The sequence below is a fragment of the Acinetobacter sp. CY81 genome, from assembly GCF_059515925.1.
In genome coordinates, this window is record NZ_JCAKNC010000006.1 from 155,045 (window position 1) to 176,608 (window position 21,564).

Consider the following 21,564-nt stretch of genomic DNA (forward strand, 5'->3'; position numbering starts at 1 on the left):
AAGCATAAAAAAAGGATTCTTACGAATCCTTTTTTTATTAGGAATTTTTTTTAAATAAACCAGCTCTCACTGCGCCAGCTTTGGTTTCTTTGATGAGTGACCAACTAATTGGCAGCTTTAATTGATTCAATGCACAATCCGCTTCAACATATATAAAACCATCATTTCTAATCAGTGGATCTACATCTGTGGCTAATTCTTCCCATAAATTTAAACTATAAGGTGGATCTAAAAAAACGAGATCATACTGCTTATTTTTTAATGTTTTGATGGCTTGCTGAGCAGTAGTCACAAGTAAATCGCAGTTTTCAAGCTTTAATAGTTTTAAGTTGTCTTTTAAAAATTTAGCTTGAATGGCGCTTGGTTCAACCATCGTGACATGTGTAGCTCCACGAGATAAAGCTTCAAAACTAAGGGCACCAGAGCCTGCACATAGGTCGAGGACCTCAGCATTTTGAACATCCCACATTAACCAATTAAAAAGCGTTTCACGAACTCGATCAGGGGTTGGACGTAAATTGTCAATGTCAGCAAAAGGTAGAACTCGACGTTTGAATTCTCCGCCAATAATACGCAATTGATTTTTCATGTTAATGTCCTGCTGACGGTGGTGGAACTGATGTTGGAGCAGTGGTAGAAGGCGCAACAGGATTCAGTTGTTGTGACGGAGCTTGAACCGGAGTATTCGGGTGATTCACAGCATTCGGTACATTCGATGTAGTGCCTAAAACAGTGCCTTGATTCAAAGGTGATAAACCTGTTTCACCACTTGGTAATTCACCTGGTTTAATTCCTGCAGTCATTAAGCCACCACTGATTTGGTGTTGAGGAGGTTTGATCGGATTGCGCTTTTTGTTCAATAACCAATAATCCATAATCGGACGTGCAATCGGTGTAGCACTACCGCCACGACCATTTTCAACAATGATAGCAACTGCAATCTCAGGTTTTTCTGCTGGAGCAAAACCGACAAATAAACCATGATCCAGCTGACGATCTGTTAAAATTGCTTCGTTATAACGTTTACCCTGAGCAATACTCTTCACCTGAGCCGTTCCCGTTTTTCCTGCGATTTGATACTGCAAGCCACCACGAATAGCTTTACCCGTACCTGATTGGATCACATCAACCATGGCTTCACGCATTTTAATCCAGTCTTCAGGTTTGCCATTGAACTGAATTTTGCCATTTGGTGCATTATGGACTTTATGTACCTTAGCACCTTTAGATTCACGTAATACGTGCGGTGTGACATGCGCACCTTGGTTTGAGGTAATCGCAGTAGCCATCGCAAGTTGAAGTGGTGTCGAAGTAAAAGCGCCTTGTCCAATACTCACAGAAATCGTTTCACCGCGTGACCATTTGGTTTTGCGCGTTCGCATTTTCCATTCTGGACTAGGGTAGAGTCCTGTACTTTCACTTGGTAAATCTACACCTGTTTTTTCACCAAAACCGAATTGACGCATCCAGCTATTCATTTTCTCAATACCCATTTGGAAAGAGAGAATGTAGAAATAGGTATCGCAAGAAACGACTTGAGCTTTATGCATATTTACAGAACCATGACCTGATTTTTTATGGTCACGGAAACGGTGGCTGTCACCCGGTAAAGTAAAATAGCCAGGGTCAGAAATAGTGGTATGCCAATCTACCACGCCATAATGAATACCACCTAAGCCAAACATAGGCTTAATGGTTGAACCTGGCGGGTAAGAGCCTTGAACAGCACGGTTATAGAGAGGCTGGTCAATGTTATCGCGTAGTGCACTATAATCAGCGGTACTGATGCCCGTTACAAACAGATTTGGGTTAAAACTAGGACTAGAAACTAAAGCTAAGATTTCACCTGTATTGGGATCCATCGCTACAATTGCACCACGTTTACCAACCAATTGTTCCGATGCAACTTGTTGTAAACCATAATCAAGGGACAGATATAAATCATTACCACGAATAGATTCTTTTTTGCCTAATTTACGTAATACGTTGCCATATGCATCGGTTTCAATAGATTCGAAACCTGGTGCACCATGAAGTAAATCTTCATAAAATTTTTCCACACCGATTTTACCTATAAGGTTGGTACCTGCATAAGCGTCTTTATCAATTTGTTTTAATTCTTTGTCATTAATACGACCCACATAACCAATGACATGCGCAAACAATTCACCATGAGGGTAATAACGCGTCATTTGAGTTTCTATTGCAACACCTGGAAATTGAAATTTAATTTCACTAAAGCGCGCAATATCCGTTTCGGTCAGATTGAGCTTTAAGGTTACACGCTCAGTTTTTTTGGCAGTTTTTATACGGTTATTAAAGCGCTCAATATCTTCATCTGTCAGGCTAATAATTGGCTTTAAACGCGAAATCGTATCATCAATATCTTTGACATCAGCTTTACTTAGCGTTGCTGTGAAGACAGGATAATTATCCGCAAGTAGAACCCCATTACGATCATAAATATAACCACGAGCAGGGCTAATGGGTTGTAAGCGAATTCGATTTTTATCTGATGCAAGTTTGAATTCTTCGTGATGCACAATTTGTAAATAGGCATAACGTGCTAATAAGAGCATTAAAAAAAAGATTACAAAACCTATCGCGAAAAATATTCGACTACGAAATATACGTTTTTCTTGCTGAACATTTTTTAAAGGAAACTGATGTTTCATACGACGTCGACTTAATCACGGTTAAGGGTTTTGTTAGTGCACATATGTTACCTTAGAATGCGAACGATTTTGAAAAAAATAATGCATTCTGAGTAGTAAGAAGTTTGCAAAATCTTGACCATAGAGACACTAATTTTCATATGATTTGTATATAAGATCGAAAATTAATCTGTTAAAGTCAAAAAATTAAGGATAATTAAAAAAAATTGGTCTCTAGATGAGACAATGGAGAAAATAATGAGAAATATCTTTCCTTTAGTTTTTCTCGGTACTATTTGGAATGTTGCTCATGCAGATATTTCTGAATATTTACCTCCAGCGAAGATAAAGTCAGAACAAGTCTCTGCACTCAATATTGGTGTTGGAATCACCAAAAAATTAGCGCATTTAAATGGTGAATGGGCAAATCCCTATGGTATTGCTTATGCCAAAGTGGGTGCTTTTACCAATGATGATCATGAAATTGGCGGTCAGGTTGGATTTAGATATCCAGTTGTTTTAAATGGGAAAGATGCAAATGGTTTTTACTTAGGTGCGTTTGCAGGGCATTTAAGAAGTGTTCCAATAAATGGCTCTGATGAATTGCAGTTAGGTGGTGGTGTAGATTTATCTTATGTACTCTTAAATAAAGAGCGGATTAGTACGATTAGTGTAGGTGTGACTGCTGGAGAAGAGTTGAAGGATGGAAGTCGTGTGGTGCGCGAAACCAAACCTGAAATACAATTCGCCTACACCTTAAGTATGGGATTTTAGAAGATATTATGCTTCTATACAGTTTATTTGACCGCACATAGAATTAAATATGAGAGTCATGAATGTTTGAATATGTAAGTGATTTGTGGCAAGCCTTCTTAAATCGTCCAGATTTTTATGCTGTGCTCAGTATTATTCCTGTGACAGCATTTGTTACATGGGCGCACGTTTGGATGGCACTGAAAATGGTGTTTTATCCAATTAAATTTTGGGGCTTCCACATCGGACCACTTCCAGTGGGTTGGCAAGGAATTGTTCCGCGTAAAGCTGGTCGTATTTCAGGCATTATTACCGATAATACTTTATCTAAACTTGGTTCATTGCAAGAATTCTTACAAGCAATGGATCCTGAAGATATGGCACGTATTATTGGAGAGCAAGTTGGCTTTGAACTTGAGCATTTGATCGATGAAGTGATGATGGATCGAAATGCTGTGCTTTGGGAAAACTTACCTTATTCCATTAAACGTCGTATTTATGCTCAAGCGCACAAACAGTTACCTGCAATTTTAAGACAATTAGTGACCGAACTGACCATGAATGTCGAGTCGCTGGTGAACATGCGTGAGATGGTCGTGAGCCAAATGGAAGGTGATCGCCAGCTCATGGTGAATATGTTCCTTAAGGTTGGTCAAAAAGAAATTAATTTTATTTGGCATATCAGTGCTTTAATTGGTATGTTCTTTGGTGTTTTCCAAATGATCGTATGGTTTGTTGTGCCTTGGCACTGGACTGTACCGATTTGGGCAGCAATTTGGGGTTTCTTAACCAACTGGATTGCCATTTGGATGGTGTTCAATCCTGTTGAGCCACATTTCATTCGTTATCCTCAATTCTTTGAGCTGACGAAAGATCGAAAATTTCCTTGGATTAAGCCTGTCATTCCGCGAATTGGGACTTATAATATCCAAGGTGCATTTATGAAACGTCAAGAAGAGGTTTCTGATGTATTCGCTAAAGTGGTCACTGAAGATTTAATCACTTTAAAATCGATTATGACTGAAATGATGTATGGCGGTAAAAAGGATAAAACTCGTCGTATTGTAAAACGTCATATTAATGAAATTATGGAAACACCATTAGTTCGTACTTCATTACAGCTATCTTTAGGTCCAAAAGAGTACGCAAAACTCAAGACAGACTTGATCGATCGTTCAATTGAAATTACGATGGTGCCTGTATGCGACCCTGCGTTTAATGCGAGCCGTGCACAGAAAATCTATCAAATGTTTAGAGATCGTATTCGCGAATTAACGCCGAAAGAGTTTCAGAATCTGTTACGTCCTGCATTTCAGGAAGACGAATGGATTTTGATTGTACTCGGTGGGGTAACCGGATTTTTCGCTGGATTAATACATTTGTTTGTGGCTTTCTTATAATTAGATGCTGGATTTTTACAGATTTTGGGTTCTGTAAAAGCAAGTGTCATACACATTGTTAAAATGAGGATGTTTATTTATGCGCATTATTTTACTCGGACCTCCTGGAGCAGGTAAAGGCACACAAGCTCAGTTGATCTGTAAGCGCTACAATGTCCCACAAATTTCAACCGGTGATATGCTCCGTGCTGCGATTCGTGAAGGAACTGAACTCGGTCTTCAAGCTAAAAGCGTGATGGACAATGGTGGTCTAGTATCAGATGAACTGATCATTGGTCTTGTAAAAGAACGCATTGCACAGCCTGATTGTGTCAATGGTTGTATTTTTGATGGCTTCCCACGTACGATTCCTCAAGCAGAAGCTTTGGAAAGTGAAGGGATTGCGATTGATCATGTAATCGAAATTGACGTTCCTGATGAAGAAATCGTTCAACGTTTATCTGGTCGTCGTCAACATCCAGCGTCTGGCCGTGTTTATCATATTGTTTACAATCCGCCAAAAGTGGAAGGTAAAGATGATGAAACAGGTGAAGACCTTGTACAACGTCCTGATGACTTGGAAGCAACGATTCGTAAGCGTTTAGGTTCATACCATACTGAAACTGAGCAATTGGTTGGTTTCTACCAAGGTCGTGCAGCTTCTGGTGAAAATGCACCGACTTATGACAAACTAAATGGTCTTCGTCCAATTGATGAAGTTCAAACAGATTTGTTTGCTATTTTAGATCAGTCAAAATAATTCAAAATTAGAATTTTTGACATTAAAAGAGTCCTAAGTCATATTAGGGCTCTTTTTTATGGTTTGGAGTAAAGGCTTTGCTCAAAGTTGGTGTTGTACTTCTTTTTATTTGTACCATCGCAGTGATGTGCTATTTGGTTTTTATTAGCCTTAGACTATTACGTAAAGCTGAAGCTGAACGAAAAGCAGAGTTGAAAAAAAGTAAGCCTATTGCTGAATTACATCCAAAACTGAAAGATCAAAATAAGTCATAAGTGATTTAGCTGTATATTCAAAATCAGATCAATTTTTTAAATAGATGATGTTTTTATATTTAAGCATTTCTCTTAGCTGAATTAAAAAAGATGCCAATAGGCATCTTTTTTAATTCTTTAACTTTAGCTTTCAACATTTTTTACTTTAATCGGTCTGGCTGCACCAAAATCAAAACGGTCTGGCCAGTTGCAAACATCAGACACAATACACTCATCGCATTTAGGTTTACGAGCAATACAACAATATCGACCATGCAGAATGAGCCAATGATGTGAATCCACGATAAATTCTTTTGGAATTACTTTTACTAAACGATGTTCCACTTCCAGTACATTTTTGCCGACTGCAAGACCTGTACGATTACCCAAACGAAAAATATGGGTATCAACAGCCATTGTGAGTTGTCCAAAGGCTGTATTGAGTACCACATTTGCCGTTTTACGCCCAACTCCAGGTAAAGCTTCAAGATCAGCTCTATTGTTTGGAACGATGCTATTATGCTTCTCAATGAGCATCTGGCAGGCTTTAATCACATTTTCAGCTTTAGAATTATAGAGCCCAATGGTTTTGATATATTCTTTTAAGCCATCAACACCAAGTGCATAAATTGCTTCAGGTGTATTGGCAATTGGAAAGAGTTTATCTGTCGCTTTATTGACACTGACGTCTGTAGCCTGAGCTGAAAGTGTTACAGCGACCAATAGTTCAAAAGGACTTGAATAATTTAATTCGGTTTTAGGTTCAGGACGTTGTTCACGTAAGCGTTCAAAAAAAGTCTGAATCTGTTTTTTGGTCATATTCTTTACAGTCATTTTTAAGCACCCTGCAAAGTTTCAAGTTGTTGAATCAGTTCTGTTAAAAGTTCTCGTTTCTTTAAATCATCACGAACACTGAGTTGTTTTTCCAATTTTTTAATTTGTGTCCGTAGTTTAGCCAGTTCTAATGTGTTCTTTACATCAAGTGGAGCTGAAACCTCAGCAGATTTTTCAGTGATTTCAATCGAAGGTACATGCATAGACTGTGCTGAAAATTGTGCAAAAAGTTCAGTATCAATTTCTGCACGAACCACAGGACCTTTACGCGTAATACGTCTTTTTTCTTCACGTTGAATATGCGAATAATAACGACGTCTCAGATCAGATTGTTCTTCTATACGCATGACGTCATTTGGCAATTCACTTTGATCTTCAACAAGATCAATACAATCAACAGGGCAAGGTGGAATACACAGTTCACAACCTGTGCACAGATCAGTCAAAATGGTGTGCATGAGTTTGCCTGAACCAATAATGGCATCGACAGGGCAGGCGCTAATACATTTAGTACAGCCAATGCATTCATCTTCACGAATAATCGCCTTCATCCGTTGAGGACGTAAATCTGCTTGGATTGGCCAAACACTCTCTTCAGCTTTTAAAGTTGGACGATTGAGCAAAGCTGCGATTTGGTCGGCGACAGGTTGTCCGCCAGGTACACATTTGTTGGCTTCCTCACCTTCAGTAATCGCCTTAGCATAGGGTAAACAACCATCGCGATGACCGCATAATCCACATTGGGTTTGCGGGAGAAAAGCATCAATTTGTTGTATCAGAGAGATTTGCGCGTTCATGTAAGGCTTAATTTGGAAGATTAAAGAGCGACGCTCAAAGGGTTGAGCAATTTAGAATTTTAGCATGAAAATGGGTAGAAAAGGGTGCGCTGTTTTAGCGCTCAAATAGCGCATTAATAGTACATAAAAGACCATTTTTATATAAGAAAATATTTGATAATTCATAATTAAAAATTATGTTTACTATATTTAAATCATTGATTAGATAATTAATTTAAAATATTAATGAAAAAGTGTTGTAGATTGACTTCAAAAGATATTTAATACTTTGCGCCAAAACTTATCAATTTTTTGAAATTTTGACCAATTTTGATCCACCTTTCTGCTGAGGATTAAGCGTTGAAATATAACAGCCTTAACGACTTCCTAAACTACGTTAAAACACGTGATGCGAATCAACCTGAATTTCTACAAGCTGTAGAAGAAGTGATGATGAGCTTATGGCCTTTTATCGAAAAGAATCCAAGATATGCTGAGCACGGATTACTTGAACGTTTAGTGGAGCCAGAACGCGCGATCCAATTTCGTGTTTCTTGGGTTGATGACCAAGGACAAACTCACGTAAACCGTGCATTCCGAGTTCAATACAACTCTGCAATCGGTCCATTTAAAGGTGGTATGCGTTTCCACCCATCTGTAAACCTTTCAATTTTAAAATTCTTAGGTTTTGAACAAACGTTTAAAAATGCATTAACGACACTTCCTATGGGTGGTGGTAAAGGCGGTTCAGATTTCGACCCTAAAGGTAAATCTGAAGGCGAAATTATGCGTTTCTGCCAAGCGTTAATGATTGAGTTATATCGCCATTTAGGTTCAAACACAGATATCCCTGCGGGTGATATTGGTGTGGGTGGCCGTGAAGTGGGCTATATGGCAGGTATGATGAAGAAGTTAAGCAATGACACTTCTTCAGTATTTACTGGTAAAGGCTTAACTTTTGGTGGCTCATTGGCTCGCCCTGAAGCAACTGGTTTCGGTACTGTGTATTTCGCTGAGGAAATGCTCAAGACTCGTGGCGATAGCTTCAAAGATAAAGTCGTAACGATTTCAGGTTCTGGAAACGTTGCACAGTATGCTGCTGAAAAAGCAATGTACCTAGGTGCGAAAGTGGTTTCACTTTCAGATTCTGCAGGTACTGTTTACATTAAAGACGGTTTAACTGACGAACTTCTTTGTGAAGTGATGGAACTTAAAAACGTTCAACGTGGCCGTATTTCAGAATTTGCTGCTAAGCACGGTTTTGAATATATGGAAGGTCAACGTCCATGGTCAATCAAATGTGATATCGCATTACCATGTGCAACTCAAAACGAGTTAGATGCAGATGATGCTGATCAGCTTCTTGCAAATGGCGCAATCTGTGTTGCTGAAGGTGCAAACATGCCTTCAACTTTGGCAGCTGTAGAGAAATTCGTTGAAGCGAAAATTCTTTATGCACCTGGTAAAGCGTCAAATGCAGGTGGTGTTGCGACTTCTGGTCTTGAAATGTCTCAAAATGCGATTCGCTTGGGTTGGACTTTCGAAGAAGTTGATGAGCGTCTACATGCGATCATGAAAGAAATTCACCGTAACTGTGTAAAATTCGGTACTCAAGAAGATGGTACTGTGAACTATGTTGATGGTGCTAACATTGCTGGCTTCGTAAAAGTTGCTGATGCAATGCTTGCTCAAGGCGTTTACTAATTTGTAAATTGGCTTGAAATAAAAAACCGAGACATTGTCTCGGTTTTTTATTGAAAATTTTAACTTAGAGTGACCCTTTCACAGCTTCACGTTCGACGGCCATGTCATATACATAGGCATATTTAGATTGATCTGCGGCTGGATTTTTAATTTCAAAACGTTTAACACGAATCACTTGGCGTTCGTTAGATGTGTGTGTAAAACCTTCAATCTTGTCGTAGAAAAGACTCCAATCTTTATCTACTTGCGTTTTTAAACCTTGCTCGCTGTATTTGATTTCACGCACTTGTAAACAAGTCTGTGGAGCAACACCTGTACATTGTTTGGTTTCAGGAGAAACTTCAAGGAAAATTGTTTCACCAGCAGAGTTGTATTTTGTTTCAGGTGTCATTTGACCTGTTAAAACAACTTTTTGACCTTTTGCATCTGTAAGGGTGAGCGTTGGTTTATTTGAATCATTTAAGTTTAAAACAAATGGAACTTTACGATCTGCAAACCAACCTGAAGCAATTCCTTCTTGTTTCATTAAATTATCAGGACATGCCATCATTGTTGACATGATATTGCCAGTCACAATTTGATTGTTTTCAACTTTCCACGAAGAACCCATCGTGTTGCAGCTAGTCGAAATACTTAAACGACCTTCATTCGAAAAATTCAATACAATTGGCTTCGGTGCATCAGCAGTTGTGGTGCTCCATTCATATGATGCCAATGTTTTATCTGCATTTTGTTGTTGTAAAACAGACACTGCTACATCTCCAGCTTTTTTAATATCTGCAGATTCACAAGCTGCAAACATTAAAGGAATAAGTGCGATAGCTAAGTATTTGAATTTCATTATGATAAGTATCATTTAATGTTAAAGACTGAATAATAACTGATCCGATTTAAAAGAAAATGAAAAAAACTAAGTCTTTCCGTATCAAAGTGTATCTATAATAATATATTTGTAAATTCATAACATATTTTAATGAATTGATTTCATGCTTTTTAATATTCTAAAAATATAGAGAATATCACTTTTTGATCATTTATTTATTTTGAGTTAAATGAAGAATTTAAAATACTTAAATTGAATTTTATCAGCATTTAAATCAAGCCTGATTTTCTTAAAATATGAATAAAAAATTATTATGATTTCATATAAAAAAGCTCAATTGATATCGTGATCAATTGAGCTTAATTTTCTAAAAATCATTTAATCAAAGCGATATACATCCATACCTAATGCACCCATGGTGAAACTACTGTGTACGATACTAAAGCGATTACCTGCACCCATTGCAAAAAATAAAGGAGCAAAGTGTTCAATCGTCGGGTGATTTCGATCTATATATGGAATATTTTTCCAATCAAGTACGGCATCGAAATCACTGTGACTGAGTTTATTCACCACATAATTACGGAATGTTGATGCCCATTCGGGAACTTGACTCGATTCACCACTCCATGAAAGTTCACGCAAATTATGAGTAATACTTCCTGAACCAATCAGAAGTATTTGACGTTCACGAAGTATCGCTAAAATTTTACCGATGTTGTAAATGTCATCAGAACTCATATTCATCGGTAATGATATTTCAATGACTGGAATATCTGCATCTGGGTACATATGCAACAGTGGCATCCATACACCATGATCACGAGGGCGCGTATTATTGGCGTGTGCTGGAATTTGTGCTTCTGCCAATAATTTCAAAATCTCCTCGGCTAATTCTGGTTTTCCAGGAGCAGGGTAGCGAATTTCATAGAGCTCTTCAGGAAAGCCACGAAAATCATGCCAAGTCATCGGACGCGTCGCTGTACTTACTTCTAGTGCGTTACTTTCCCAATGAGCAGACATCACAATAATCGCTTCAGGTTTGGGTAAGTTTAAACCTAAACGATTTAAAGCAGGGCCGACCTGTTCAGGATTAATCGCTAACATTGGAGAGCCATGCGAAATAAATAATCCGGGAAGCGTTTGTAAGTTCATGATGATTCGCCTAATCATTGGGAGATTTTCATCATCGCTAAAATAAGAGATGAGATAAAGAGAGTAAGAGTCAACGTGACGTTGCAATAATAGAATGCTAAAATAGCCTAAGCAAATTTAAATACTCTTTTGATTAATATCTTCATTGAATTAACTGAGGATTTAAGTCATTGACCATGCAAATATTAACCAGCACGATGATAAGGGTGGTTGTGATTGATGGTCATTGCACGATAGAGCTGTTCAATCAGCATCACACGAACCATGGGATGTGGAAGCGTAAGTTTTGATAGGGACCAATGCCATGCTGCTGCTTTACGCACGGCTTCAGAATGCCCATCAGGACCTCCGATAGCCAATACCACATCATGGCCTTCAAGCATCCATGATTTCATCGTGTCAGCGAGTTTTTCAGTGCTAAATTCTTTACCGCCAACTTCAAGTGCAATCAGCACTTCGTTTTGCTTCATCGCTGCTAAAATACTGTCACCTTCAATCTGACGGTATTTTAAAATATCTGCTTCTGAATCATTTTTACCACGCTTTGCCATAGGCAGTTCAATGATTTGAGTTTGAACAAAGGGCTGAATACGTTTGAAATAATCTTCAAAACCTGTGAGTACCCAAGCAGGCATTTTTTGTCCAATGGTCAAAATTCGAATTTTCATAAGCGTGGAATCTGGTTACTTCACACTATTATAGCGTTGATTTAAGTTCACGGCAGGCAGATTGTTTTGAGGATGCATTTATAGAGCTAAAATTGAATTAAAATTACACTCACTGGTGAAATTAAGTGCTAAATTAAGCGAAGATTATTTTAAATATTTAAAAAAATAGAATCAAAAAAATCAGCTTAATTATTCACGTCACAATAAAATAATACGGTTTAGTTCAATATGCGTAAAACGATTATCAAAACACTATTTGTCTGCTCATTATGTTGTATCAGTAGTTTTTCCTTAGCAAATTTATCTTCAAATCGGCATCAAGCTGAAACTGAAAATTTATCGGTTTATCTCAATCAAATTATTAGTTCGAGCAAATATAGAAATCATACGCAAGTCGAAGAATTGAATCGTGTATCCGCATGGATTCAAGGGCAGATGCAGAAGTTTGGCATCCCATGTGATTTCCAAAACTATATGGTGGAATCAAATCGGTACCGAAATGTAGTATGCGAACTCAATGTAGGTGCGGCCAAAAATCTCATTGTCGGTGCACATTATGATGTACATAGTGAAACGGATGGTGCTGATGACAATGCTTCTGGTGTTGTAGGTGTGTTGGAAACAGCACGGATTTTGGCAAAAGAGAAAAGGCATTTAAAACATAATGTTGAATTTGTATTTTATACCCTAGAAGAGCCACCATACTTTAGAACTGAACAGATGGGCAGTGCAGTCCATGCGAAGGCGATAGAAAAATATAAAGATCGAATTACTGGGGTTTTTATATTAGAAATGATTGGCTATTTTGATCAGCGTAATATTCAAGAATATCCTGCAGGTTTGAAATTCTTTTATCCTGCACATGGTAACTTTATTGGTGCTGTCAGTAATTTTGATTCGAATCGCTTAGGGAGTGAATACTGTGCTGCCATGAAGCAGATCAATCGTTTAGATTGTCAAAGATTGGTCGCGCCGTCATTCGTCACTGGAGTCGATTTTTCAGATCATTTGAATTATTGGAATGCAGGTATTCCAGCGGTGATGATTACCGATACGGCTTTCTTTAGAAATAAAAACTACCACACGCCAAATGACAAAGTAGAAACTTTAAATTTACAGAAAATGAAGCATGTGATTGATGGCGTTGTTTTAACGATTTTAAATATTAAGTAGAAAATTTGGTGATAGCTGAATTTGTTCAAGCAATGTACATTAACCTATATTTTAAAATGTTGATTATTTAAAAATCATCAATAATTTAAAGGCTTCAGTATTTTGATTAAAAAAATCGCAGTCATAAAAGGGTATATGACTGCGAATCAACTTAAATCCGTCTGGAGACACAGATTTAAGTTTTAAAGGAAATCAACATTCGAATTTGAAAACCTCTACCTATATAAATGAGGATGAATAACAAAATTTCAACTTGATGAATGATCAGAGATATCACGTTAAGAAGAGTTCAATAGCGGTTTTAATAGATAAAAAAATGAGAGCCGAAGCTCTCATTTTTTACTTAGAATTCACCAGCGAGATGAATTAATGACGTGCAGCTTTGCCTTCATCTACCGATTTTACAATCGGAGTTTTAGCCAGTGGCTTAGGCATTGAAATTAAGCTTAAAGGTAAAATCTCATCAATTGATTTCACAGCTTTAATTTCTAGCCCTTCTTTTACGTTCTCTGGAATTTCAGCCAAATCACGGACGTTGTCTTGAGGAATGAAAACAAGTTTTACCCCACCACGGTGCGCAGCAAGTAGCTTTTCTTTCAAACCACCAATACGCATTGCACGACCACCTAGACTCGTTTCACCTGTCATCGCGATATCAGGACGAATTGCAATGCCAGTAAATGCAGAAACAAGAGCAAGCGTTAATGCTAAACCAGCAGATGGTCCATCTTTTGGTGTCGCACCTTCAGGTAAATGCACGTGTACATCAGTTTCCTCAAAGCGCGAAGCTTCAATACCGAGTTCATCTGCACGAGTACGTACAACCGTCATTGCAGTGGTAATCGATTCTTTCATTACATCACCGAGAGAACCCGTTGTAATGAATTTACCTTTACCTTTCACTGCTGCAACTTCAATGGTCAGTAGCTCACCGCCCACAGATGTCCAAGCCAGACCATTTACACGACCTACTTGAGCTTCTTCTTCAGCCATGCCGAAGTCGAATTTGTGTGGACCTAAGTAGTCTGGAAGATTACTTGAATCAACAGTCACTTGAAGATTCTTAGCTTTCTTGCTCACCGCTTCTTTTACCACTTTACGTGCAATTTTAGACACTTCACGTTCAAGACTACGAACACCTGCTTCACGTGTATAACGCTGTACGATGTCACGGATTGCTTGTTCATGAACGGTTAATTCATTGGCACGTAGACCATTGTTCTTAATTGCTTTAGGAACAAGGTAACGATCCGCAATATTCACTTTTTCATCTTCGGTATAACCCGGTAGACGTATCACTTCCATACGGTCAAGCAATGCTTCTGGAATATTCATACTGTTTGCAGTACAGATGAACATCACTTCAGAAAGATCAAGATCGAGGTCTAAATAGTGGTCGTTAAATTTACTATTTTGAGAAGGATCAAGTACTTCTAACAGTGCAGAAGCAGGGTCGCCACGGTAGTCTTGCGCCATCTTGTCGATTTCGTCGAGTAAGAACAATGGGTTCTTCACGCCAACTTTCGTCAACGATTGCACGATTTTACCTGGCATCGCACCGATATAAGTACGACGGTGACCACGAATTTCAGCTTCATCACGTACGCCACCGAGTGCCATACGAACAAACTCACGACCTGTGGCTTTTGCGACAGATTCACCAAGAGAAGTTTTACCTACACCTGGAGGACCGACTAAGCACAGAATCGGGCCTTTCAATTTTTTGACACGAGACTGAACTGCTAGGTATTCAATGATGCGGTCTTTGACATCATCTAAACCATAGTGATCGGTATCTAGAATATCTTGAGCTTTATTGAGGTTAATACTCACTTTGCTCGCTTTATTCCATGGCGTATCTAAAATTGCTTCTATGTAATTACGTACGACAGCCGCTTCACTTGAGGCAGGTTGCATCGCTTTCAACTTACGGAATTCAGCTTCTGCTTTTTTACGGACGTGTTCAGGCAAATCAGCTTCAGCTAAACGACGTTCAATCTCTGCAACATCATCTTCAGCACCGCCGTTCATGTCAGAGAGTTCGCGCTGAATGACCTTCATTTTTTCATTTAAGAAATATTCGCGCTGATTCTTTTCCATTTGACGTTTTACATTGTCATGCAAACCTTGCTCAATCTGTTGTTCTTCAGATTGTTGCAACAAGTAAGTCATTAACTCTTGTAGATGTGCTTCAAATTGATCATGTTCCAAGAACTTTTGTTTCACATCAATGTTCAGTGGAACACGTGTAGCAACGAAGAACATTAACTGTAATAGGTCATCAATTTTTGCAGCTGCGGCAATCAATTCACGTGCATTACGTAATTTTGCTTCAGCATATTGTGAAAAGAGCACACGCAATTCTTCAAGACGGGTCGATTGAGTCGATTCATCAATCGTGATCGTCATCGGGCTTAGCGCATGTTCAGCTGATAAATATCCTTCATTTTCGATGATATTAACCAGTTTCGAACGGTGAATGCCTTCGATCAAAACTTTAATGCAGTTTTCATCATTTTCATGATTTACAACTTGAACAATCTTCGCAACTGTTCCGTATTGGTACAGGTTATCGTGATCGATTTCTTCTGATAGAGAATCTTGTTGTGCCACCACAAATACTAAATTGTCACCGTTACGAGCTACATCAACTGCTTTAATCGATTTTTCACGGCCGACAAATAGCGCAATTTGCATGTGTGGATATACAACAACATCACGCAATGCTAAAAGAGGTAATACGCTTGGGGTCTGAAGTTCTAAGTTTTCTTCATTCATAATAATATCAGTCATGAGCACTCCTAATGAGTGACAACGGTGTTGCCATATTTTTTATAGTGATGGGTATTTTTTAAATTACAAGGGCTATATGTGATAATTATGCTTAATTTCTTAGATAAAAAGCACAAATATTAAGCAAAATTCGTGATTTAGACTTAAATCCGTCTAAAACGGTAGGTTTTTGATGGTGTAATTAAAATATCGAGTGGTTGATCCCAACTTTGACGAATCAGAGGTTCTGATAAATATTGAAAATCGTGCGCTAGTCCGATACGAATAGGTTTGTATTTAGCTTGTGCTAAAGTTCGATCATAATAACCGCCACCCATTCCCATACGCGTTCCTAAATGATCACATGCTAATAATGGCATGATCAGTAGATCAAGTTGATCGACATTCTTAGCACGAGTCTGTATCGGTTCTTTCATACCCAGGCGATGATGTGTGAATCGCTTATTTAAGTATTGGCTACGTGAGACATGAATCCAAACAAGTTTTTGATTCATGTTGCAAATCATAGGCAGGTAAACGTGTTTCCCTAGTGAAAAGCATTTTTTGATTATCAAATCTGTTTGAATTTCTCCAAATGCATGTAGATACAAACCGACTTTTTGGGCATGTTTAAACACTGCGGATTTTACAATTAGATTTAAAACACTTTGTTCAGATTGTTTTTGTTCAAAAGTAGACACGCGTCGACGCTGTTGTCTTAATGTTTTACGCAATATATTTAGCTTGGCGGACATGTGTTTCTCTATGATTTGGACTGAGTCGAAGTTCTGGGTTTTTTCAGAATTTTTTTTTCAGAATTTTTTAATACTTTTAGAATTGGACAACAATCTTCGCTGCTACTTTTGCATTCATCCAACCAAGAGCCTAAACGTAATTTTAAAGATTGTAATTCTTGAATTCGCTGATCTATTTTTGCTAAACGTTGTTCAATGACCTGTCTGACTTGAACGCGGTCATCAAGTTCTAAAGTCAGTAATTCCTGGATTTCACTGAGTTGTAGTCCAGCATCTTTGGCTTTTTGAATAAAGCTTAAAGTTTCAATATCTTGCTCATTGTAGTAACGATAAGCCGTAGTTGATTTTGGAATACGTAATAATCCAATACGTTGATAGTAGCGGACGGTTTCTACATTCATATCACAATGTTTTGCAAGCTTTCCAATCGTGAGCATCATTGATTTCCTAAAAGACTTGACTCTGTACTTAGGTACAGACTTTATGCTAACACAAATGATAAATGAATAAAGGTAATCGACATGACTGAGCAACAAAAACATTCATGCTGTTCGAAAAAGTCTGATCAAGAAAAGATACAATCTGAACAGGTGATGGAAGTAATGGATCTTGATCCAGTCTGCGGCATGAAAGTCGATGAGGATTCACCATATTTTATTCATTGGGATCAAAAAAAGTATTTATTCTGCAGTCTAGTATGCAGAGAAAAATTTGAATTGCACCCTAGCAACTATATTAATGAAATAGACTATAAAAAAGTAAGTATTAATTTTTTTGAGCACAATACGCCTTCTGAGCATAATAATCATTTTGTTCAATCAGATGCTGCCCAAAAAAATCAATCATGCTGTTCATCCTTAAAAAAGAATGAGCAAGCTCCTCAAATTGAAAAGCGAACAAGTCTAGATCCATCATACTCATTCTCATTTAAAGAAATTGATCCTGTATGTGGTATGACTGTGACTAACCCTGAAAAGCCACACGTTGAATATCAAGGAACGACTTATTATTTTTGTAATCCAAAATGTCTTGAAAAATTTGTAGCCAATCCAGAGCAATATTTAAAGCAGTCCGAAAGTTCATCCTGTTGTGGTGGAAAGAATGAACAGAATCAGATAACTCAACCGACATCTGAAAAGATAGCCCAAACTCAGAGTTCATGTTGTGCCATTGAACCTCCAAAACCGATGACAACTGCATCTTCTGGCTGTTGTGGCGGTACACATGTCATCACTGATGGCGAATCTGAAATTGATCCTGTCTGTGGTATGACCGTTTCAAGATCAACAGATTTAAAGACTGATTATCAAAATCAAACTTATTATTTTTGTAATCCATCGTGTTTATCCAAGTTTAAGAATGACCCTGAACCGTATTTGATTCCGATGGATCAACGTGCACAACCTGAAGGGATGGATGATGTGTTATTCACTTGTCCAATGGATCCTGAAATTGTGCAAAAAGGTCCAGGCACATGTCCGATTTGTGGTATGGCACTTGAACCGATGCAACCGAGTTTAGACGATGGACCGAACCCTGAGTTGGTTGATTTTAGCCATCGTTTTTGGATGACTTTACCACTCACTTTACTGGTTTTTGTTTTGGCAATGGGTTCGCATATTCATGCTTTCATCTCACCACATATTCAACCCTGGATTGAATTGGTTCTGAGTATTCCAGTGGTGTTGTGGGCGGGTAAGCCATTTATTGAGCGTTGTTTTACTTCATATAAAACCCGAAATTTGAATATGTGGAGTTTAATTGGAGTCGGCATATTAGCTGCATTTATTTATAGTGTGGTGGCGACTATTTTCCCATCTTTAATTCCTATGGAAGCAAAAACAGGTCATGGTGTCGCGGTCTACTTTGAAGCAGCATGCATGATCGTGTCATTGAGTTTGCTTGGGCAAATCATGGAGTTGAAAGCACGCGCCAAAACAGCAGATTCTTTAAAAGCTTTGCTTAAGCTTCAACCTACTACTGCAAAACGGATTGAAAATGGGCAAACAATCCAAGTTGATATTGATGACATTCAACAGGGTGATATTTTACTGATTGCGTCAGGTGAGCAGATTCCATTGGATGGAATTGTGGTTGAGGGTAAAACGCATATTGATGAATCAATGATGACGGGTGAGCCACTTCCAGTCAAAAAGCATCTCAATGATCAAGTGATTGGTGGAACGGTTAACCAACAGGGCAGTATTCAAATACGCACGACAGCTGTTGGTCAAAACACCACATTAGCTAAAATGATTCAGACTGTCGCAGATGCACAACGTTCAAAAGCACCTTTGCAGCGAATGGCGGATGTAGTTGCTAAATATTTCGTCATCACTGTGCTTATTATTAGTGTCTTAACCTTTGTTACTTGGATGATCTTCGGTCAGGCTCAATTCGATTTAGCATTGATGTGTGCTGTAGCTGTATTGATCATTGCATGTCCGTGTGCCTTAGGTTTAGCTACGCCAATGTCTGTCATGGCAACCACAGGACGCGCCGCACAGAAAGGTGTTTTGTTTAAAGATGCTGAAGCGATTGAAGCTTTGAGTAAAGTGAATACCTTGATTATTGATAAAACTGGAACATTGACGGAAGGTAAGCCAAGTTTAAAAGAAATCAAATTGTTAACCGATGATGTACAACTCATTCAAGTCGAAACATGGATTGCTTCGATTGAGCAGAATTCGAGTCATCCGATTGCTAAGACTCTAACGAAACTTGTACCTGAAGATCAGTTATTAAGTACTCAAGACTTCGAAGATGTTTTTGGTTTTGGTGTGAAAGCTAAAGTTGATGGTCAATGGTTATATGTGGGAAGTCAAAAACTCATCGAAACTATGCGGTTATCACTCAATGATTCGTTGATACAAATCCTGGATCAACAACGCCGTGAAGGTAATGTGATTAGTTTTATTGCCAATGATCAGCAAGTGCTTGCCTATATTTCGATTCACGATGCAATCAAACACAATGCAAAAGCGGTGATTCATAAATTGTTGAGTGATGGTGTAGAAGTCATCATGGCAACAGGTGATCATGAGCAAAATGCTTCAGTCGTTGCGGAGACTTTGGGAATTCAACAGTTCTTTGCCAGCTGCACACCTCAAGATAAATTAGATCTTGTGAAAAAATTCCAAGCCGAAGGGAAAGTGGTTGCCATGGCTGGAGATGGTATCAATGATGCACCTGCATTAGCCCAAGCCAATATCGGGATTGCCATGGGTAATGGGACAGATATTGCCAAACAGACTGCACAAATTACCTTAGTCAAAGGTGATGTACGCGGTGTAGCAGATGCAATTCATATGGCAAAACTTGGCGTAAAAAATATGAAACAAAATCTTGCATTTTCATTTGTTTATAATGGTTTAGGCGTGCCAGTCGCAGCGGGAATATTTTATCCACTGACAGGCTTATTACTTACCCCAATGATTGCAGCAATAGCAATGTCTTTAAGTTCATTGTCAGTGGTAATTAATGCACTGAGATTAAATAAATCTTAAAAGAATCAGAGATATCATAAGCAGCTTCGGCTGCTTTTTTAATAACAGAATAATGCCATTGATCATTTAAAACATTTAACCGACTAAAGGAAAATTAGCTTAAAAGCTTTATTTGTAAATATAAATTAGATTCAGTACTTGATTTTTAACCTTTATGGCTTAAACGCCTGATTGTGCCCGCTATTGAGTCATTGGTTAAATATTTTAATTAATTTAACTTAATAAATATAAAAATTCTCAATAATAAAAACTCTTTAGGATAAGGATTCCTTATGAAAAATAAAATTGATTCATTACGACAATGGGCTGTGTTGTCCACAGCTGTAACGACCATATTGATTACTCAAATGAATCATGCAGCACCAAAGTTAGATTTGACTTTATCTGCTCATTCAACGGCTAAGGTCAAAACGCTCTTGAATAATCCACAGACGTGGAAACAAATTCCAAAACAAGTCAGCTTATGCATCTATTCGCCCAATGGTGCCAATGGTGAGGCTTTTGATCAAGCGACCAGTTATATCAGTGAATTGCCTCGAATTGCTCAAGTTGCAAAAGACTTTGGGGTGAATATGAATATTACCCGACCTTCGAAACTACAAATGAAGATTGATCTCGATTATCCAAAGCTAAAGCAAAAGGCATCCACTGAAGTCAATCTAAAAGTCTATACCGATGAACGTGTTCTTACTGAGGATTTTAGAAGTAAACGCTGTGATGGTGCAGGGATTAGTAATATTAGAGCACGACAATTCAATAAGTTTGTCGGCAGTATTGATGCGATCGGTGCGGTACAAAACTATAAGCAATTGACGCAAGTGATTCAGCTTTTAGCCCGTCCTGAGTTTGATAGCAAAATGGTCAATCGTGACTATGAAGTGGTCGGTATCGTGCCATTAGGTGCAGCTTATATCATGGTGAATGATCGTCGTATTGATACCTTACCGAAAGCTGCAGGGAAAAAAGTGGCGGTGATGGGTTTTGATGCGACACAGAAAAAATTGGTTCAAAATGTCGGAGCACAGCCCGTTACCGTTGACTTAACATCAGTCGGTGGGAAGTTTAACAATCGTGAAGTGGATATCATGGCGGCACCTGCGATTTTATTTGATCCATTAGAGCTACATAAAGGGATGCAGGATAAATCAGGAAAAGTCGTGGGCGCGATTATTCGCTTTCCACTGGTTCAAGTGACTGGAACACTGATCATGCATCGAAATAAGTTTCCAGCAGGGATGGGACCAATTGCCCGTGAAATGATTTCAAAGCAACTCGCACCCGCTTTTCAATTTGTCGATAAAATGGAAAAAGACATTCCTGACAAATATTGGATGGATATTCGTGAAGCAGAAAAGCCTGGTTATTTAAAAATTATGAGAGAGGCGCGAATTCAAATGACCAAAGAAGGGTATTACGATCCTGCGATGATGAGTATTTTGAAAAAATCACGTTGTAGCCAATATCCAAGCAATTTCGAATGTGCCCTGAAAGATGAATAGAATATTTTACAATCTGTAATTTGAATTAAAAGTATTAAATTAATCTGTTTTAATAATGATTGGTATCCTAGTATATTGATGATGTACCAAGTTCTGCATTTCTTGCAGCATCTTTCCATC

The 21,564-nt window shown here is 38.2% G+C and carries 18 protein-coding genes; 8 read left to right on the forward strand and 10 right to left on the reverse strand.

The annotated features are described in order from the left end of the window. Positions 1-37: 37 nt before the first annotated feature. Positions 38-589: a 16S rRNA (guanine(966)-N(2))-methyltransferase RsmD gene (gene rsmD, locus AC5YDM_RS09300; protein WP_496151824.1), complete on the reverse strand. Its 552-nt coding sequence runs from the start codon at positions 587-589 to the stop codon at positions 38-40. A 1-nt stretch (position 590) separates the two neighbouring features. After that, entirely contained in the window at positions 591-2,675 is a 2,085-nt protein-coding gene (gene mrdA / locus AC5YDM_RS09305) for a penicillin-binding protein 2 (RefSeq protein ID WP_496151825.1), read from the reverse strand. A gap of 237 nt (positions 2,676-2,912) precedes the next feature. Here mrdA and AC5YDM_RS09310 point away from each other — a divergent pair, with 237 nt between their 5' ends. The 4 genes from AC5YDM_RS09310 to AC5YDM_RS09325 all read left to right on the forward strand — a co-directional run bounded on the left by AC5YDM_RS09310 (position 2,913) and on the right by AC5YDM_RS09325 (position 5,800). Then, entirely contained in the window at positions 2,913-3,428 is a 516-nt protein-coding gene (locus AC5YDM_RS09310) for a hypothetical protein (protein ID WP_496151826.1), read from the forward strand. 62 nt (positions 3,429-3,490) lie between these two features. Continuing rightward, positions 3,491-4,807 carry a hypothetical protein gene (locus AC5YDM_RS09315; protein ID WP_496151827.1) on the forward strand — a complete coding sequence of 439 codons (1,317 nt, stop codon included), beginning with the start codon at positions 3,491-3,493 and terminating at the stop codon, positions 4,805-4,807. Between the two features lie 79 nt (positions 4,808-4,886). Next, complete coding sequence (gene adk, locus AC5YDM_RS09320) at positions 4,887-5,546, forward strand: adenylate kinase (RefSeq protein ID WP_496151828.1); 660 nt, start codon at positions 4,887-4,889, stop codon at positions 5,544-5,546. A 77-nt stretch (positions 5,547-5,623) separates the two neighbouring features. Next, on the forward strand, positions 5,624-5,800 hold the full coding sequence (locus AC5YDM_RS09325; protein ID WP_496151829.1) for a hypothetical protein: 177 nt from the start codon (positions 5,624-5,626) through the stop codon (positions 5,798-5,800). A gap of 123 nt (positions 5,801-5,923) precedes the next feature. On the opposite strand, the gene nth is transcribed toward AC5YDM_RS09325, so the two are convergent. Together nth and AC5YDM_RS09335 are read right to left on the reverse strand one after the other, a co-directional pair. Then, positions 5,924-6,613 carry an endonuclease III gene (nth, locus tag AC5YDM_RS09330; RefSeq protein WP_496151830.1) on the reverse strand — a complete coding sequence of 230 codons (690 nt, stop codon included), beginning with the start codon at positions 6,611-6,613 and terminating at the stop codon, positions 5,924-5,926. A 2-nt stretch (positions 6,614-6,615) separates the two neighbouring features. Beyond that, positions 6,616-7,410, reverse strand: a complete 795-nt coding sequence (locus AC5YDM_RS09335; RefSeq protein WP_496151831.1) for an RnfABCDGE type electron transport complex subunit B — start codon at positions 7,408-7,410, stop codon at positions 6,616-6,618. 339 nt (positions 7,411-7,749) lie between these two features. On the opposite strand from AC5YDM_RS09335, the gene gdhA reads away from it, so the two are divergent. Next, entirely contained in the window at positions 7,750-9,093 is a 1,344-nt protein-coding gene (gdhA, locus tag AC5YDM_RS09340; protein WP_496151832.1) for an NADP-specific glutamate dehydrogenase, read from the forward strand. A gap of 64 nt (positions 9,094-9,157) precedes the next feature. Here gdhA and AC5YDM_RS09345 read toward each other — a convergent pair whose 3' ends face one another. The 3 genes from AC5YDM_RS09345 to rlmH form a co-directional block, all read right to left on the reverse strand. After that, on the reverse strand, positions 9,158-9,934 hold the full coding sequence (locus AC5YDM_RS09345; protein ID WP_496151833.1) for a DUF4377 domain-containing protein: 777 nt from the start codon (positions 9,932-9,934) through the stop codon (positions 9,158-9,160). A 360-nt stretch (positions 9,935-10,294) separates the two neighbouring features. Then, entirely contained in the window at positions 10,295-11,071 is a 777-nt protein-coding gene (locus AC5YDM_RS09350) for a dioxygenase family protein (RefSeq protein WP_496151834.1), read from the reverse strand. A 185-nt stretch (positions 11,072-11,256) separates the two neighbouring features. After that, positions 11,257-11,739 carry a 23S rRNA (pseudouridine(1915)-N(3))-methyltransferase RlmH gene (gene rlmH / locus AC5YDM_RS09355; RefSeq protein ID WP_496151835.1) on the reverse strand — a complete coding sequence of 161 codons (483 nt, stop codon included), beginning with the start codon at positions 11,737-11,739 and terminating at the stop codon, positions 11,257-11,259. Between the two features lie 228 nt (positions 11,740-11,967). Here rlmH and AC5YDM_RS09360 point away from each other — a divergent pair, with 228 nt between their 5' ends. Further along, on the forward strand, positions 11,968-12,912 hold the full coding sequence (locus AC5YDM_RS09360) for a M20/M25/M40 family metallo-hydrolase (protein ID WP_496151836.1): 945 nt from the start codon (positions 11,968-11,970) through the stop codon (positions 12,910-12,912). Between the two features lie 366 nt (positions 12,913-13,278). On the opposite strand, the gene lon is transcribed toward AC5YDM_RS09360, so the two are convergent. The 3 genes from lon to AC5YDM_RS09375 form a co-directional block, all read right to left on the reverse strand. Then, on the reverse strand, positions 13,279-15,705 hold the full coding sequence (gene lon / locus AC5YDM_RS09365) for an endopeptidase La (protein WP_496151837.1): 2,427 nt from the start codon (positions 15,703-15,705) through the stop codon (positions 13,279-13,281). 143 nt (positions 15,706-15,848) lie between these two features. Continuing rightward, a complete protein-coding gene (locus tag AC5YDM_RS09370) occupies positions 15,849-16,439 on the reverse strand; it encodes a 5-formyltetrahydrofolate cyclo-ligase (RefSeq protein ID WP_496151838.1) in 591 nt (196 codons plus the stop codon). Between the two features lie 8 nt (positions 16,440-16,447). Beyond that, entirely contained in the window at positions 16,448-16,879 is a 432-nt protein-coding gene (locus tag AC5YDM_RS09375) for a MerR family transcriptional regulator (protein ID WP_496151839.1), read from the reverse strand. 81 nt (positions 16,880-16,960) lie between these two features. Between AC5YDM_RS09375 and AC5YDM_RS09380 the strand changes: the two genes are divergently transcribed. Next, positions 16,961-19,945, forward strand: a complete 2,985-nt coding sequence (locus AC5YDM_RS09380) for a heavy metal translocating P-type ATPase (RefSeq protein WP_496151840.1) — start codon at positions 16,961-16,963, stop codon at positions 19,943-19,945. A 347-nt stretch (positions 19,946-20,292) separates the two neighbouring features. Continuing rightward, a complete protein-coding gene (locus AC5YDM_RS09385) occupies positions 20,293-21,444 on the forward strand; it encodes a putative solute-binding protein (RefSeq protein ID WP_496151855.1) in 1,152 nt (383 codons plus the stop codon). Positions 21,445-21,564: the final 120 nt, after the last annotated feature.

What these genes read in the sequence shown, in the direction of transcription:
- AC5YDM_RS09360 (WP_496151836.1), top strand. Translation starts at nt 11,968, where the DNA reads ATGCGTAAAACGATTATCAAAACACTATTTGTCTGCTCATTATGTTGT.
- AC5YDM_RS09335 (WP_496151831.1), bottom strand. Translation starts at nt 7,410, where the DNA reads ATGAACGCGCAAATCTCTCTGATACAACAAATTGATGCTTTTCTCCCG.
- AC5YDM_RS09375 (WP_496151839.1), bottom strand. Translation starts at nt 16,879, where the DNA reads ATGATGCTCACGATTGGAAAGCTTGCAAAACATTGTGATATGAATGTA.
- AC5YDM_RS09380 (WP_496151840.1), top strand. Translation starts at nt 16,961, where the DNA reads ATGACTGAGCAACAAAAACATTCATGCTGTTCGAAAAAGTCTGATCAA.
- AC5YDM_RS09315 (WP_496151827.1), top strand. Translation starts at nt 3,491, where the DNA reads ATGTTTGAATATGTAAGTGATTTGTGGCAAGCCTTCTTAAATCGTCCA.
- rsmD (WP_496151824.1), bottom strand. Translation starts at nt 589, where the DNA reads ATGAAAAATCAATTGCGTATTATTGGCGGAGAATTCAAACGTCGAGTT.
- AC5YDM_RS09385 (WP_496151855.1), top strand. Translation starts at nt 20,293, where the DNA reads ATGAATCATGCAGCACCAAAGTTAGATTTGACTTTATCTGCTCATTCA.
- lon (WP_496151837.1), bottom strand. Translation starts at nt 15,705, where the DNA reads ATGACTGATATTATTATGAATGAAGAAAACTTAGAACTTCAGACCCCA.
- AC5YDM_RS09370 (WP_496151838.1), bottom strand. Translation starts at nt 16,439, where the DNA reads ATGTCCGCCAAGCTAAATATATTGCGTAAAACATTAAGACAACAGCGT.
- AC5YDM_RS09350 (WP_496151834.1), bottom strand. Translation starts at nt 11,071, where the DNA reads ATGAACTTACAAACGCTTCCCGGATTATTTATTTCGCATGGCTCTCCA.
- AC5YDM_RS09345 (WP_496151833.1), bottom strand. Translation starts at nt 9,934, where the DNA reads ATGAAATTCAAATACTTAGCTATCGCACTTATTCCTTTAATGTTTGCA.
- nth (WP_496151830.1), bottom strand. Translation starts at nt 6,613, where the DNA reads ATGACTGTAAAGAATATGACCAAAAAACAGATTCAGACTTTTTTTGAA.
- AC5YDM_RS09310 (WP_496151826.1), top strand. Translation starts at nt 2,913, where the DNA reads ATGAGAAATATCTTTCCTTTAGTTTTTCTCGGTACTATTTGGAATGTT.
- rlmH (WP_496151835.1), bottom strand. Translation starts at nt 11,739, where the DNA reads ATGAAAATTCGAATTTTGACCATTGGACAAAAAATGCCTGCTTGGGTA.
- mrdA (WP_496151825.1), bottom strand. Translation starts at nt 2,675, where the DNA reads ATGAAACATCAGTTTCCTTTAAAAAATGTTCAGCAAGAAAAACGTATA.
- adk (WP_496151828.1), top strand. Translation starts at nt 4,887, where the DNA reads ATGCGCATTATTTTACTCGGACCTCCTGGAGCAGGTAAAGGCACACAA.